Below are 14353 nucleotides of genomic sequence, written 5' to 3' on the forward strand. Positions count from 1 at the left end.
GGCTCACCGGTCGCCCCCGTCCGCCTTTTCCGGGGACGCCCACTTCAGCTACGACCACCGGGCTATGACGCGGCTTCCCGGTCGTACCGCGCCAGCCAGGCGTCCTCCGCCGCGTAGTCGAAGAGGCTGTCCCGTCCGTAGTTCAGGACCATCGTGGGGAACGCCTCCGCCCAGTCCCGGCCGCGCAGCCGGTCGGTGAGCCAGGCGACGGTCCCGGGCAGGGACTCGGCATAGCCCGTGACCGGCCGGTACCCCAACTCCCGCTCGGCGGCGGCCATGTCGTAGACCACGGGATGCTCCAGGCTCCAGGGAGTATCGCCGACGCCGTCCTCCGGTGCCCCGCCGACAAGTACCGTCCCGGTCTCGCGGTCCAGCACCCTGTCGATCGCCGCGCCGATCTCCGCGACGGTCGGGGCCTGCGGATCACCGGCGTTGAGCACGCGAGAGCCGGGGCGCTCCGCCGCCAGCCTGATCAGCTCGGCGAGATTGGTGACATGGACGGGATGGAACCGGCTCCGGCCGCCGTACGCCAGTACGCGCCGCCGGCGGCCGTCCAGCAGCCGCTTGACGAAGTACAGCTCACGCGGGGTGCGGCAGTACGGGCCATGGATCGCGCCCGCCCGCAGCAGCGTCACGGGCAGCGTGTCGCCGGCCGCCAGCAACGCGCGCTCCAGCAGCACCTTTCGCGTGCCGTACGTCGCCTCGCCGGGAGCCACCGTCCGCTGTGTCTCGGGTATGGGCACCGGATAGCGCGGACCGCCGCCGGGTTCGCCCTGGGTGTCGAAGCCCCGGCCCCGGTCGTCCTCGTACACCGCGCCGCTGGAGAGGACGACCGCCGAGCCGATCCGGCCGGCGAGCCCGGTCAGCTGGCGGGCGTGTGCCCGGCCGAACGCGACCATGTCCACGACCACATCGCAGCCGTCGCCGATCACGGCGGCCAGCGCCGCGTCATCCTCGCGGTCCAGCCGTACCGCCCGTACGTCCTCCGGCCAGTGCGCGTCCCGGCCGCCGCCGAGCGAGGCCGCGCGCACCTCCCAGCCGTCCTCGGCGAGCGCCCGCACGGCTTCCCGCCCCGTCTGTCCTGTCGCACCGATCACCACTACGTGTCCCCTGGTCATACGGGGGACGCTAGAGGTACGGGAACCCGCGCGCCCAGGGGAGTTCGCCGGTCGCGAATCTGCTCTCAGCGACGCAGCCGAGGGAACTTCCCGGCCGGCTCCGCCTTCGCCTGTTCCGCCTTCACGTCGGCCGCGTAACGGTCGACGTACTCCTGTCCGGAGAGCCCGAGGATCGCGTACATGATCTCGTCGGTGACCGCGCGGACCGCCGCCTTCTCGTTCTCCAGACCCGCGTAGCGCGCGAACTCCATCGGCTCACCGAACCGGATCGTCACCCGCCTGATCCGAGGGACGACCTGGCCGGGCGGCTGGATCTCGAAGGTGCCGACCATGGCACACGGCACCACCGGCACCTGCGCCCTGATCGCCATCACGGCGACCCCGACCTTGCCCTTGTAGAGCCGGCCGTCGTGCGAGCGGGTGCCCTCCGGATAGATCCCCAGCAACTCGTCCTTCGCCAGCACCCCGAGCCCTTCCCGGATCGCCGCCCGCCCGGCCTCCTTCCCCGACCGGTCCACCGGGATCTGCCCGGCGCCGCGGAAGAAGAAGGCCGTCAGCCGCCCTTTCAGCCCGGGGCCGGTGAAGTATTCGGCCTTGGCGAGGAAGGTGATGCGCCGCTTGAGGATGGCCGGCATCAGGAAGTGATCCGAGAACGACAGGTGGTTGCCCGCGATGATCGCGGCACCGTCGGCGGGTATGTGCTCAAGGCCCTCGATCCGGGGCCGGAAGAGCAGCCGCAGCAGGGGCCCCAGCAGCACATATTTCAGCACGTAATAGAACACGGAGAGCGCTCCTCACTGGCCCGACCGGCCACGGGACGCGTTGTCCCAGGTCAACGGGGATTCCGGCGGTCGCAAGTGTATGTGCGGGTGTCGTCGGTTGTAACCGCCCCTTCCCGGGGCAGGTCCCCGCCGACTCGGTGCCGGGTTCGCTCACACCCGCGATGTGAACATCGTGGTCGACTCGCCGGAGCCGCGCACTTTCCGTGTTCCCGCCGGAGACAGGCGTACACGCGTCGGGTCCCGTCAGCCGGCGTTCGCGACCATGCGGACGAGGGTGTCGACGAGCTCGTCCGCGGTGGAGCGCAATGTGCCTGTGCCGAGGTGGCCGCTGAGCTCCATCTACACCGCGGCCGCGGAGTCGCCGGCCCGGCTCACTCGCCCAGCAGGTCCCCCGGCGATGGGATCCGGACGTCGCCGACACGTCGTCCGGGGGCGGTCATTCCCGCGCGCCGGGGCAGAGGCGGCGCGGCTTCGTGTCTCCCTTGAGCGTGGCGTCGACACAGCCGCCGGGCAGGCCGTCGTATGCCGTGGGACCGAAGTTGGCGGTGACGGTGAGGACGCCGTCGCCGAACTCGGTGCGCTGGACGGTGCGGTCACCGGTCAGTGTCCGGAAGCCGGACATGGGCTCCGTGCCGGCCGCGCGGTGCAGGGGCGCGAAGTACGCCTGGAGCGTGGCGAGTTCCTCGCCCCGTTCCGTGATCGACGTCCCGTCGAGGACGAAGTTGAGCGGTGTGTTGTACAGCATGGCGAGCAGGGCGCGGGTGGTCTTCTGCTCAGGCAGCTTGTCGTAGGGCAGCTCCCAGCGTTCGGTGTTGACCAGCGAGTCGTGGAGGGCGGTCTCGTACAGCGGGACGCGGTAGGCCGGGTCGTACATGGCCTTGGCCACGTTCCCGGGGAGCTTGGCGGGCTTGAAGAAGAGGGCCGGCGCGTTGGCGGGGGCGTAGCCGCCCCATGTCTCCTTGTCCTTCTGGACGCCCCAGTACCCGTCCGCCACCGGAGTGCCGGAGCCGTGGCCGAAGGCGAGTACCTGGTTCGCCCAGCCGCCTGCGGACTCCGAGCCGAGGACCAGGCCGTACGAGTCGGTCAGCCGCTTCATGCGGGCGAGCCGGTTGGCGCGGTCGCGCTCCTCGGTCATGGGGTGGTCGGCGCTGAGGTCGCGGAAGAAGTCGCCGGCCGCGTCGACGTCCAGAAAGTAGCTGTCGGCGCCGTTGGCCGTCATCGCGCGGGTGCGATCCGCGAGGTACCCACGGCTCGGCTCGGCCTTCTCGAACGCCTCCGAGCTGAGGTAGCAGCCGCGCTCGTGGAAGCCGGGGACGGGGCGCCCGGTGTCGTCCCGGACACAGAAGTCGGGATACACGCGGTCGGGCCAGACGGAGGTGGGGGCGTCCGAGGTCCGGGGGTCCTGGCCGTTGGCGAACGAGTCGTAGGGCCCGACGAGGAAGCCGGCCTCCTCGGCCGCGGTGACGGCCTCGGAATCCATCGGCTGGTCGTCGGCGTCGTAGCCGAGCCACATGCGGTCCACACCGAGCGCGCTCAGCTGCCGGACTCCCCGGGCCGTACGGGCGTCACCCCACAGGTAGGCGTGGAAGGCGCCGAGGAGTCTGCCCGTCGCGGGGTTGGCGTCGATCTTCTTCCGGAGGCTGCCGAGCTGCCCGCGCTGGGCGAGCCACGCGCGGTAGTCCCTGGCGGGGGCGACCGGGGAGCCGTCGGTCAGGGTGAAGGCGACGGTGTACCGAGTGGTGCCGTCGGCACGGGAGAAGCGGTGGGTGGCGGTCGTCCGCAGCCGGCCCTTCTCGGAGGTGGTGCCCAAGGTGGTGCCGATGTCGGTGGGGACGAGATAGCTGACGCCGCTCCGGCTGCCCAGGGTGTAACCCCACAGCGGCAGCGACAGGGCTTCCTCCATGGCGACGTCGCTGCCGACGAGCTGCGCCTCGGGGGAGTTCCAGAAGGGATCGGCGACGGGGAGGGAGAGGCCCTCACCGCGTGGCAGCTGAAGGGCGGTGGCGGCGGGGTCGGCGCCGGTGACCGGCCAGGACAGCGAGTGGTCGGTCCCGCCGGCCGCCGTGACCGTCATGACCAGACGGCCCTGCCGGGCACGGGCGGTGACGGACAGTCCGCTGCCCGGATGCTGCCAGCGGACGGCGCCGTCCGCGCCCGTGGTCACGGGACCGGGGGTGCCCGGGGCGGTCGCGGCGGGAGCCGACAACTCCACTGTGCCGCGGGCGGTGCGGGCGGTGACCCTCAGCGAGGCGGTGTCGACGGTGGCCGTGCCGCCCTCGACGGGGATGTCCACGAGGTTGCCCCGGACGACGCCCATCGCGTGCGGCCGCGGTGACGTGGTCGCCTCGGAAGGAGCGACGAGTGCGAGACAGGACAGGGACGCGACCAGGGCCGCCGCGGCGGCACGGGTGCGGTGGCGTGAAGTGACGAAGCGCATGGGGATGTTGTAGTCGGCGAGGATAAGAGGGCTTCTTACCTCAGGGGAGCTCCGTGCGTACGGAAGGCGCCGTTTCCTCGCCGGTGAGGGGCCTGGGCGCGCCGCCCTTGGAAGGGCGCGGTGCGGAGCCGTTTGCCAGGGCTGTCCCTTCGCGGGACCGGCGGGGACCCTGGGCCCGGGGGCTGGGCCCAGGGTGACCGTCCGCGGGCCGGGGGGTCAGACCTGGTAGCGGCCGGGAGAGAAGAGGTGGATGTTCTCCGCGACCCACCGAGAGGTCCGCCTCAGCCCGTCCTCCAGGGATACGTGGGGCTGCCAGCCGGCCCACTCGCGTGCCCGGGTGTTGTCGGACAGCAGCCGCTCCACCTCGCTGCCGGAGGGGCGCAGTCGTGCCGGGTCCGCGACGACCCGGGCCTCCCGCCCCGAAGCGGTGATCAGTGCGGCCGCGAGATCCCCGACGGAGATCTCGCGGCCGGTGCCCAGGTTGACCGACTCGCCGAGCGCGCGGTCACAGTCGGCCAGCGCGAGGAATCCCGACGCCGTGTCCGTGACGTAGGTGAAATCGCGTGTCGGAGTCAGGGATCCGAGCCTGATCGTCTCCGCGCCGGCGTGCAGTTGGGCCAGGATCGTGGGTATCACGGCACGCGCGGACTGCCGCGGGCCGTAGGTGTTGAACGGCCGGACCACGGTCACCGGGAGTTCGAAGGCGTGCCAGTGCGACAGCGCCATCATGTCCGCGCCGATCTTCGACGCGGAGTACGGGGACTGCGGCTGGAGCGGGTGGGTTTCGCTGATCGGGGCGGTCTGCGCGGTTCCGTACACCTCGCTCGTCGAGGTGTGCAGCAGCCTGCGGACCGCGTGGCGGCGGCAGGCTTCGGCGACGTTCTCCGTGCCGACGACATTCGTCCGGACGTAGGCGCCCGGAGCGTCATAGCTGTACGGGATGCCGATCAGCGCGGCGAGGTGGAAGACGGTGTCGCAGCCGGCCACGGCGTCCATCACCCGGCCCGCGTCGCCCACGTCGCCGGCGATCATCTCGACGGGGCTGTGCGGGTCGTCGAAGTAGCGGGCGAGGAAGCCCTTCTCCGCGTACGGCTTGTAGTGCACCATCGCGCGGACCGTCGCCCCGCGGTCCACCAGCAGGTCGACGAGCGTCGAGCCGATGAAGCCCTCGGCCCCGGTGACCAGGACGGTACGGCCGTTCCAGTTGATGCTCACGCGGACTTCTCCATGCCGAGGTCGTAGTTGTGGTCATAGGTGTGGTTGCCGTGGTGATCGCAGTTGTGGCCGTGGTCGTGCGAAGGGATGGCCAGACGGATGACCTTGGCAGCGAGCAGGTCCGCCGCCCGCGCGTGGTTGCCGGGGTCGGCGGCACGGCCCATCGCGGCGAGCCGGCCCGGGTCCGCGAGCAGGGGACCGACGAGGGCCATCAGCCGGTCGGCGGTGGTCTCGGCGTCCGGCAGGAGGTGGGCGGCGCCCGCGTCGGACAACACGCGGGCATTGTGGGTCTGGTGGTCGCCGGGTGCGTGCGGGTACGGCACGAGGACGGCGGGGACGCCGGTGGTGGCCAGTTCCGCGACGGTCGCCGAGCCCGCGCGGCAGACGACCAGATCGGCCACCGCGTAGGCGAGGTCCATCCGGTCGAGGTAGGGGACGGCCCGGGCCACCTGCCCGGCCCCGGCGTCGGTGAGCCGCCGCCGGGTCGCTTCCAGCGCCGCCGGGCCGGTCTTGATCAGCAGGTGTACGTCGCGCCGGTGCCGCCAGCGGGCGGCGAGCCCGACGGCGGCTTCGGTGAGCCGCGCGGCGCCGAGGCTGCCTCCGTTGAAGAGCAGCACCCGCGCTCCTTCGGGTACGGCGAAGGCCCGTCGCGCCTCGTCGCGCAGTGCGGCCCGGTCGAGATCCGCGATCCGTGCCGAGACCGGCATGCCGACGGTGTCGGCGTGCTGTCCGCCGGACAGCCGGGCACGGCTGCGGTCGAAGGCGACGGCGATGTGCGGGGTGAGCCGGGCCGCGAACTGGTTGGCGCGCCCCGGCACCGCGTTGGACTCGTGGATCACACTCGGGAGCCCGGCCATCCGCGCGCCGAGGATGACGGGCGCGCTCGGGTAGCCGCCCATGCCGACCGCGACCTGGGCGCCCTGCCCGCGCAACACGGACCGGCACTGCGCACCGGATCGGAGGAGCGCGGCGGGGAGCAGATAGCGCTTGGCCCCGAGGGCCGGGTCGAAGGGGATCATGTCGACGGTGTGCAACGGGTATCCGGCGCCGGGGATCAGTGTGGTTTCCAGGCCCCGCTCGGTACCGACGAAGGAGATCACCGCGTCGGGGACGGCCCGGCGCAGCGCTTCGGCGAGCGCGAGCCCGGGGTAGATATGGCCGCCGGTGCCGCCGGCACCGATCACGACCGAGAGTGGTGTGCGCATGGCGGCCACACTCACGAAGTGGCCTAAGAAGGTTCTAAGAGCCCGGTTTGGCAGGCTGCACGGTATGACGAAGATTCTGGTGGCCGATGACGAGCCGGAAGTGCGGGCGGCCGTCGAGGACGCGCTGACCATCGAGGGACATGAGGTACGGGGCGCCTCGGACGGCCTCGCCGCCCTCTCGGCGGTCGCGATGTGGCAGCCCGACGCGATCGTCCTCGATGTCATGATGCCGGTGCTGGACGGGCTGGCGGTCTGCCGTCGGCTCCGGGCGATGGGAGACCGTACCCCGGTACTCGTCCTGACCGCGCTGAACCAGGTGAGCGAACGCGTCGACGGGCTGGACGCGGGCGCCGACGACTATCTGGTGAAGCCGTTCGCACTGGACGAGCTGACAGCACGGGTACGCGCGCTGCTGCGGCGGGTCGCACCCGCGGCGGCGGACGGGGAACTGTCCTTCGCCGGTCTGTCGCTGAACACGGTGACCCGCACCGGCGACCGGGCGGGCCGTCCCCTCGAATTCAGCCGTACCGAATGCGCGCTGTTGGAGCTGCTGATCCGCCACCGGGGCCAGGTGCTCCCACGCGAGACGCTCCTTGAGCGCGTCTGGGGCCAGGACTTCGGCCCCGACTCCAACTCGCTGGCGGTGTACGTGGGTTACCTGCGCCGAAAACTGGAAGCGGGTGGCGAACCACGCCTGGTGCACACCGTGCACGGCATCGGTTACCGCCTGGACGTGGCGTGAGCGGCGCCCGCGGACGGGGGGCGCGCTGGCGGCGGCAGCGCCCGCTGCGCACCCGGCTGGCACTGGCGGCCTCGGCCGCGGTGGCGCTGGTCGCCCTGGGAGTGTGCACGGCGGCGTTCTTCGTGATCCGCTACGAGATGTTCCACCAGCTCGACCTCAATCTGACCCAGTCGGCGACGCGGCTGACCCAGGAGCATCGCGGTGGCAGCCCCGACGTGCTCGCGGGCGAGTGCCGCTATCTGTCCGCTCCGGCCTGCGCGCAGATCGTCCCCGCCGCACCGGCCGACGATCCGGCCCGGCCGTTCCTGCTGCCGGTCTCCGCCCCGGTCCGGGAGGTCGCGGCGGGCGAGCGTGCGCCGTACTTCACCAACACCACGCTCTTCGGTGAGCCGGTACGCATGCTGACCACCCCCTTCGGCAGGGAGAAGGCGCTTCAGGTCGCCCTGCGCTCGGACACGGTGGAACAGGGGGTCCGCCAGGCCGCCGGAGTGCTGGCGGCGGTCGGCGGGGCAGGCGTCCTGCTGGCCGCGGGGCTCGGCTACTGGGTGGCGCGCACCGTTCTCGCACCGGTCGCCCGGCTGACCTCGACCGCGGAGCGCATCGCGGCCACCCGTGACCCGCGCCACCGCATCGAACTGCCGCCGGGTCCGCCGGGCCGCCAGGACGAGGTGACCCGGCTCGCGACCAGCTTCAACACGATGCTCGGCGAACTGGAGCAGTCGGTCACCGCCCAGCGCCGGCTGGTCGCGGACGCCTCGCACGAGCTCCGTACTCCGCTCACCGCGCTGCGCACGAACGCGGAGCTGCTGGCCCGCGGCGACCGGCTGACCGCCACGCAGCGCGACCGGGCGTCGGGGGCGCTGGGCCGCCAGCTGCGCGAAGTGACGGGTCTGGTGAACGACCTGATCGAACTGGCCCGGGACGAGGAGCCCCGGCCCCTGCTCGAAGAGGTACGGCTCGCGGCGCTGGTCGAGCACACGGTGGGGACAGCACGGACCCACTGGCCGATGACCACGTTCCTGCTGGACATCGCCCCGGACGCCGCGCCGGTGACACGGCCCGGGGTACCGGCCCGCCTCACCCGCCTGCTGACCAACCTGCTCGACAACGCCGCCAAGTTCAGCCCGCCGGGCGCCCCGGTCGAGGTCGCACTGGCCGCCTCCGGGGGCACGGTGGAGCTGACTGTCCGCGACCACGGACCGGGCATCGCCCCGCGGGACATCCCGTATGTCTTCGACCGCTTCTACCGCGCGGAGGCGGCCCGCGCGCTGCCCGGTTCGGGACTCGGCCTGGCCATGGCCCGGCAGATCGCGCGCGCCCACGGAGCCGATCTCACCGCGGAGGCGGCACCGGGCGGCGGGGCGCTGTTCCGGCTGCTGTTCGAAGCGGGCCACTCCGTCGGCCGAGCGCATGAGCTGTGACGGAGGTCGCCCAGGATGTTCGGGCATCCGACGATGATCAGGCATCCGACACGGACGACAGCGGGCGTCGTCGCCGAACCTCGCCGGGATGCGGCCGCGGGGTCCGTTTGATTACATCAGTGGGAGGGCCCGCCGGGTGGTGGGGTCCGGCTCATCGTGAGTACGGGCTCCCGATGCCACAGGGCACCGCTCCCCGCGAGAGGTGAGCTGTTCCAGGAGGCCGCATGGGAATCTCGGATACGTACACGCTGGTCTTCGCGTACCCGGACGCGCCCGTGGGTGATCCGGACGATCCGGACGACGAGGATGTCGTGCTGGTGCACCGTACGGATCGGCTGGGGCCGGGCGGGCACGCGCTGTACGCGGACGAGACCGGCATCGTCCTGGCGGAGATCAGCGACCAGGACGAGGTACGGATGGTCGCCAGCGGCGGGCACCAGGACCTCAAGGCGTCGGTCCGGGCGCGCCCGGTGTGAGCCACGCTCTTCCTGTCGGTCCTGTCGGTCCTGTCGGTCCTGTCGGTCCTGTCGGTCCTGTCGGCCTCGTCGGTCCCGTTGGTCCCGTCGGGGCATGCGCTGAGGAGGAGGTGCGGCCGCCATGGTGATGCGGTGGGACGCGTTCCTGGCCGCGGTCCAGGAGCGCGGTGAGTACCCCACGCCGCAGGAAGCCGAACGGGCGGTCCGAGTCGTGCTGGCCCTGCTGGGCGCCCATGTGGTGGGCGCCGAGAGGGCCGAGCTGGCCGCCCGGCTGCCGGAAGCGTGCGCCCTGGTGCTCCTCGACCCGCTCCCGGCCGCCGAACCGCTCACCCCGGAGCGGTTCGCCCGCGCCACCGCCGCATGGATCGAAGGGGCGAACGAGGAGACCGCGAAGTGGGACGTCGGCGCCGTCCTGAGCGTGGTGTCCGACGCCGCGGGCGAGGAACTGATGCGCCGGGTCCTCCTCCAGCTCCCGCCGGGCTACGACCTCCTCTTCGGCCGGCCGGAGCCGACGTGAGCGCACCGCGCTCGGGGAACCGCCGGCTCGGGATGCCGAAGTGAGCGGATGCCGTTTCACTGGTGAAGCGGCTTGATCGATCGCTGGATCGAACGATTCGCCGGACCGGGGCATGACCGCGCCTCCAGGTCCGCGCCGGTGGCTCTCCCGTCGTATGACATCCCGGGATTCGGTAACTCACCCCCGCAGTCCCGCAGTCCCGCAATGCGCCGCGATGAAGGACAGACGTCATGAGATTGCTCGACTCCGCGCGTGGAACGCCGTCGGGAGGGGCGGACCGGCGCCTGCACCGCCTCTTCGAGGCCGCCTGCGACCGTACCCCCTCGGCCACCGCACTCGAGTGCGCGCACCACGCACTCACCTACGCCGAACTCGACGCGCGCGCCAACCAGCTCGCACACATCCTCCGCGGTCTCGGGACAGGCCCGGGGTCCCGGATCGCGATCCTGATACCGCGGTCGGTCGAGATGTACGTGTCCCTGCTCGCGGTGGGGAAGGCCGGCGCGGTGTTCGTGCCGGTCGATCCGGCGTCCCCTCCGGACCGGCTCGCCTTCATCATGGAGGACGCCGCCGTCGATCTGGTGCTGACCACGTCCGCTCTCGCGCCCGCCGTGGGCGGTCTCCCGTGCCGGGTGGTCGAGTTGGACCCGTACGGTCGCGATGTCGCCGGCGTACCCACCAGCCGGCCGCTCCTGGACCGGCCCGAGCCATGCCCCGAGAACGGTCACCCCGCCGCGTACATCATGTACACCTCCGGGTCGAGTGGCAGGCCCAAGGGGGTGAAGGTCGCGCAGTCGAGCATCTGCAACTTCCTCGATGTCGTGCCCAAGCTCTATGACGTGCGGCCGGACGACCGGGTGTACCAGGGCATGACGATCTCCTTCGACTTCTCCATCGAGGAGATCTGGCCGACCTGGTCGGTCGGCGCGACGCTCGTCGCGGGCCCGGACGGCGCCGGTCATCTCGGCGCGGAACTGGGCGAGTTCCTGCACGGCCGGCGGATCACGATGCTGTACTGCGTGCCGACGCTGCTGGAGACGATCCCGGCGGAACTGCCGTACCTCCGCAGCATCGTCGTCGGCGGTGAGGCCTGCCCCGGTCAGCTCGTCGAGCGGTGGAGCAGGCCGGGGCGGCGCATGCTCAACACCTACGGCCCGACCGAGGCCACCGTCACCGCGACCTGGGCGGAACTGACGCCGGGCAGGGCGGTGACGATCGGGAAGCCGCTGCCGACCTACTCGGTCGTGCTGCTCGATGAGCTGCTCAGGCCCGTGGCCGACGGCGAGGTCGGTGAGATCTGCATCGGCGGACCCGGCGTCGCCGACGGCTACATCGGACGGCCCGAGCTGACCGCGGACCGGTTCGTCGAGCATCCGCTGGCCCCCCGGGGCAGCAGGCTCTACCGCACCGGAGACCTCGGCCGGATGACCCGCGACGGGGAGGTCGAGTTCCTGGGCCGGGCCGACGACGAGGTGAAGATCCGGGGATACCGGGTGGATCTCGGCGAGATCGACAGCGTCCTGCTGGAGGATCCCGGCGTGGCCGAGGCGGTCACCACACTGACGGCCGCACCGGACCGTGGCGCCGACGGGGGACGCGGCGGCGGAGACGGTGGCGGTGAACTGTGCGCCTACGTGGTCCGTGCGCCCGGCCACGTGGAAGACGAAGACGCCCTGATCACCCGGGTGCACGAGACGCTGCGGCGCAGACTCCCCGCGTACATGGTGCCGTCCTTCCTGGACATCCTCCCCGCTCTCCCCTCCATGGCCAGCGGCAAGGTGGACCGTAAGCGGCTGCCCGCCCCGACCGGCCGGCGGCTGGTGGGCGGCGGCCGGCTGGTCGCGGTCCACGGTGAGCTGGAGACGCGGGTACGGGACGCCTGGGCCGAGGTCCTCGGGATCGAGCCCGAGGCGCTGTCGGCCGAGGCGGACTTCTTCACCGACCTCGGCGGGCACTCACTCCTCGCGGCCCGGGTCGTATCCGTGCTGCGCGGCCGGGACATCGGCGCGAACACCGCGCTGCGCGACCTCTACGCCCATCCGACCGTGCGCGGCCTCGCCGCCCGGCTGAGCGCGACGAAGAACACAGGACAGCGGTCCGCGCCGCCCCGCCCCACCCCGCTCCGGCACACCAGCGGCCGTATCGCGGGCGCCGGAGCGGCCCAGGCGGGTGTGATCTACCTGCTGCTGCTCGTGCTCAGCCTGCCGGTGGCGTACGTGTACAGCCTGCACGGCGGCCGGATCTCGGTCGGTGCGTCGGCGCAGACGACGATCGGTGTGTACCTCAGCTATCTGGTCGTGCGCTGGCTCGTACCGGTCGCTCTCGTGCGCCCGTTGTCGGCGGGTATCCGGCCGGGCCGCTATCCGCTGTGGGGCTCGGTCTACGTACGGCTCTGGGTGGTCAATCTGCTGCTGAGCCTCGGCCCGCTGCCGGTGCTCAGCGGCTCGCCCATGATGGCCGCCTATCTGCGGCTGCTCGGCGCGCGTATCGGACCCCGTACCACCATCGCCACCAGCACGATCACACTGCCCGCCATGCTGCGGATCGGCGGTGACACCTCGGTCGGCTACGGCGTGTCCGTCAGTCCGTGGCGGGTGGCGGACGGCTGGGTGACGGTCGCCCCCATCGAGATCGGGCCCCACGCCTTCGTGGGAGCCAACGCCGTCCTCGAACCCGGTGCACGCATGGGAGCGGGCGCCGGCCTCGGCGAACAGTCCGTCATCGGCCAGGACGAGGCGATTCCCGCCGGCGCGCGCCGGGCCGGATCGCCACCGCTCCCGGTGGACGCCCTCGCCCCTGGAGTCGAGGCCATGATGCGCGCCCGCCGGGGTACGGACGGATGGAAGCCGCGGCATCTCGCCGCCGCGCTCGTCGGGCTGGTGCTGCTGGAGACCGCCGCGTTGACGGTGACCGTGCCGGGGATCGCGCTGTTCTGGTGGGCGACACTGACCTGGGGCATCGCGGCCGGCCTCGTCGCCACCGCGCTGTCGGGTCCGGTGTTCGTGGTCACCGTCTGCTGTGTGGTCGCCCTGGGCAAGTGGCTGATCCTGCCGAGAGTGCCGGTCGGCGTCCATCCGGTGCGCTCCGCGCTCGGCGTACGCAAGTGGATGTCCGACAAGCTGCTGGAGATCAGTCTCACCTTCACCAACTCGCTGTACGCCACGCTCTGCACCGTGCCGTGGCTCAAACTGCTCGGCGCGCGGATCGGCCGGGGTGCCGAGGTCTCGACCGTCTCGCACATCGACCCGGACCTGCTCACCCTCCGCGACGGCAGCTTCGTCGCGGACCTGGCCAACGTCGGCGGTGCCACCTTCGCGGCCGGCCAGGTCGCGTTCGGCCCCACCGAGGTCGGGGAGCGCGCGTTCATCGGCAACTCGGCGCTCCTGCTCGCCGGAACACGGACAGGACCCGGCTCCCTGATCGGAGTGGGTACGGTCCCGCCGCAGGGTGATGTGGCCGACGGCACCACCTGGCTGGGCTCGCCCGCGATCCGTCTGCCGGTGCGCCAGAGCAGCGGATCGTTCCCCGAGGAACTGACGTTCCGGCCGGCCCGCAAGGCCGTGCTCCAGCGCCTGGGCATCGAGTTCTTCCGCATCACGATGCCCGCGTCGGTGCTGGCCGTGAGCGCCTACCTGTACCTGCTGGCGCTGTCCTGGGTGACCAGCCGTCCCGGCCTGCTGGTGCCCGTGCTCGTGGCACCGGTCCTCGTGATGATCGCGAGCCTCCTGGTGATCGCGTACTGCGCGGCGGTCAAGCGGGTGGTGATCGGGGTCTACCGGCCCCGGGTCGAGCCGCTGTGGAGTCTGTTCGTACGCCGCACCGAGTTCGTCACCGGCCTCTTCGAGGCGGCGGCGGTACCGGCCGGGGTGGGCTTCCTGATCGGAACGCCGTATCTGCCGGTGATCCTGCGCCGGTTCGGGGCGCGCATCGGACGAGGCACCTGGATCGGCACCACCTTCCTCACGGAGTTCGACCTCGTCGACATCGGGGACGACGCCGCGATCGGTCTGCGCGTATCGCTCCAGACACATCTCTTCGAAGACCGCGTGATGAAGATGTCGCTGGTCACGGTCGAGGACGGCGCGAGTGTCGGCACCCGCGCGGTCGTGCTCTACGACTCCGTCGTCGGCCGGGACGTCCAGCTCGGCGCACTGTCGTTGCTCATGAAGGGCGAGCACCTCACACCGGGCACGAGCTGGCGCGGCATCCCCGCCGAGGGCGTCGTCGAGCGGCGTCCCGTCCAGGCCCCGGACGCCCCGGCCCGGGACGTGGCGGCTTTCGACGTCCCGGCTTTCGACGGCAGGACGAGAGGCTCGTAAGGCGCCGGGAAGCCCGTCCTGTACTCACGCCTGCACTCGAGCCCGTACAAGCCTGTACTCAAGTACCGCCCCTGTAGCCCCTAAGACCGAGTTCCGCGGACAGGACCAGCGAGGGATGTCA

The 14353-nt window shown here is 71.8% G+C and carries 10 protein-coding genes; 5 read left to right on the plus strand and 5 right to left on the minus strand.

All coding sequences use genetic code 11. The features are described from left to right. Positions 1–62: 62 nt before the first annotated feature. From CU044_RS15865 to CU044_RS15890, 5 genes are all read right to left on the minus strand, one after another. Positions 63–1097 carry an NAD-dependent epimerase/dehydratase family protein gene (locus tag CU044_RS15865; protein ID WP_129769324.1) on the minus strand — a complete coding sequence of 345 codons (1035 nt, stop codon included), beginning with the start codon at positions 1095–1097 and terminating at the stop codon, positions 63–65. Between the two features lie 86 nt (positions 1098–1183). Next, positions 1184–1900 carry a lysophospholipid acyltransferase family protein gene (locus tag CU044_RS15870; protein ID WP_129769233.1) on the minus strand — a complete coding sequence of 239 codons (717 nt, stop codon included), beginning with the start codon at positions 1898–1900 and terminating at the stop codon, positions 1184–1186. A gap of 436 nt (positions 1901–2336) precedes the next feature. Then, positions 2337–4337 (minus strand): glycoside hydrolase, encoded by a 2001-nt coding sequence (locus CU044_RS15880; protein ID WP_129769234.1) that lies wholly within the window; start codon positions 4335–4337, stop codon positions 2337–2339. Positions 4338–4553: 216 nt separating this feature from the next. After that, complete coding sequence (locus CU044_RS15885; protein ID WP_129769235.1) at positions 4554–5552, minus strand: GDP-mannose 4,6-dehydratase; 999 nt, start codon at positions 5550–5552, stop codon at positions 4554–4556. Continuing rightward, positions 5549–6757, minus strand: a complete 1209-nt coding sequence (locus CU044_RS15890; protein ID WP_129769236.1) for a UDP-N-acetylglucosamine--N-acetylmuramyl-(pentapeptide) pyrophosphoryl-undecaprenol N-acetylglucosamine transferase — start codon at positions 6755–6757, stop codon at positions 5549–5551. Before CU044_RS15890 ends, CU044_RS15885 begins: the two co-directional genes overlap by 4 nt. Before the next feature lie 64 nt (positions 6758–6821). On the opposite strand from CU044_RS15890, the gene CU044_RS15895 reads away from it, so the two are divergent. The 5 genes from CU044_RS15895 (at position 6822) to CU044_RS15920 (ending at position 14232) form a co-directional block, all read left to right on the plus strand. After that, a complete protein-coding gene (locus CU044_RS15895) occupies positions 6822–7499 on the plus strand; it encodes a response regulator transcription factor (RefSeq protein WP_165371902.1) in 678 nt (225 codons plus the stop codon). Beyond that, positions 7496–8920, plus strand: coding sequence for a HAMP domain-containing sensor histidine kinase (locus tag CU044_RS15900; protein WP_129769237.1), 1425 nt, complete (start codon positions 7496–7498; stop codon positions 8918–8920). The genes CU044_RS15895 and CU044_RS15900 overlap by 4 nt, the downstream gene beginning before the upstream one ends. A 224-nt stretch (positions 8921–9144) precedes the next feature. After that, positions 9145–9396 (plus strand): DUF6296 family protein, encoded by a 252-nt coding sequence (locus CU044_RS15905; RefSeq protein WP_129769238.1) that lies wholly within the window; start codon positions 9145–9147, stop codon positions 9394–9396. A 121-nt stretch (positions 9397–9517) separates the two neighbouring features. Then, on the plus strand, positions 9518–9913 hold the full coding sequence (locus CU044_RS15915; RefSeq protein WP_129769239.1) for a DUF2267 domain-containing protein: 396 nt from the start codon (positions 9518–9520) through the stop codon (positions 9911–9913). 230 nt (positions 9914–10143) lie between these two features. Then, positions 10144–14232, plus strand: a complete 4089-nt coding sequence (locus CU044_RS15920; protein WP_129769240.1) for a Pls/PosA family non-ribosomal peptide synthetase — start codon at positions 10144–10146, stop codon at positions 14230–14232. Positions 14233–14353: the final 121 nt, after the last annotated feature.

The sequence above is a fragment of the Streptomyces sp. L-9-10 genome, assembly GCF_004151105.1.
Taxonomy (GTDB): domain Bacteria; phylum Actinomycetota; class Actinomycetes; order Streptomycetales; family Streptomycetaceae; genus Streptomyces.

Excerpts from the sequence above, each read along its gene's own strand:
- CU044_RS15890 (WP_129769236.1), bottom strand. The coding sequence starts at position 6,757 with ATGCGCACACCACTCTCGGTCGTGATCGGTGCCGGCGGCACCGGCGGC.
- CU044_RS15905 (WP_129769238.1), top strand. The coding sequence starts at position 9,145 with ATGGGAATCTCGGATACGTACACGCTGGTCTTCGCGTACCCGGACGCG.
- CU044_RS15880 (WP_129769234.1), bottom strand. The coding sequence starts at position 4,337 with ATGCGCTTCGTCACTTCACGCCACCGCACCCGTGCCGCCGCGGCGGCC.
- CU044_RS15920 (WP_129769240.1), top strand. The coding sequence starts at position 10,144 with ATGAGATTGCTCGACTCCGCGCGTGGAACGCCGTCGGGAGGGGCGGAC.
- CU044_RS15895 (WP_165371902.1), top strand. The coding sequence starts at position 6,822 with ATGACGAAGATTCTGGTGGCCGATGACGAGCCGGAAGTGCGGGCGGCC.
- CU044_RS15915 (WP_129769239.1), top strand. The coding sequence starts at position 9,518 with ATGGTGATGCGGTGGGACGCGTTCCTGGCCGCGGTCCAGGAGCGCGGT.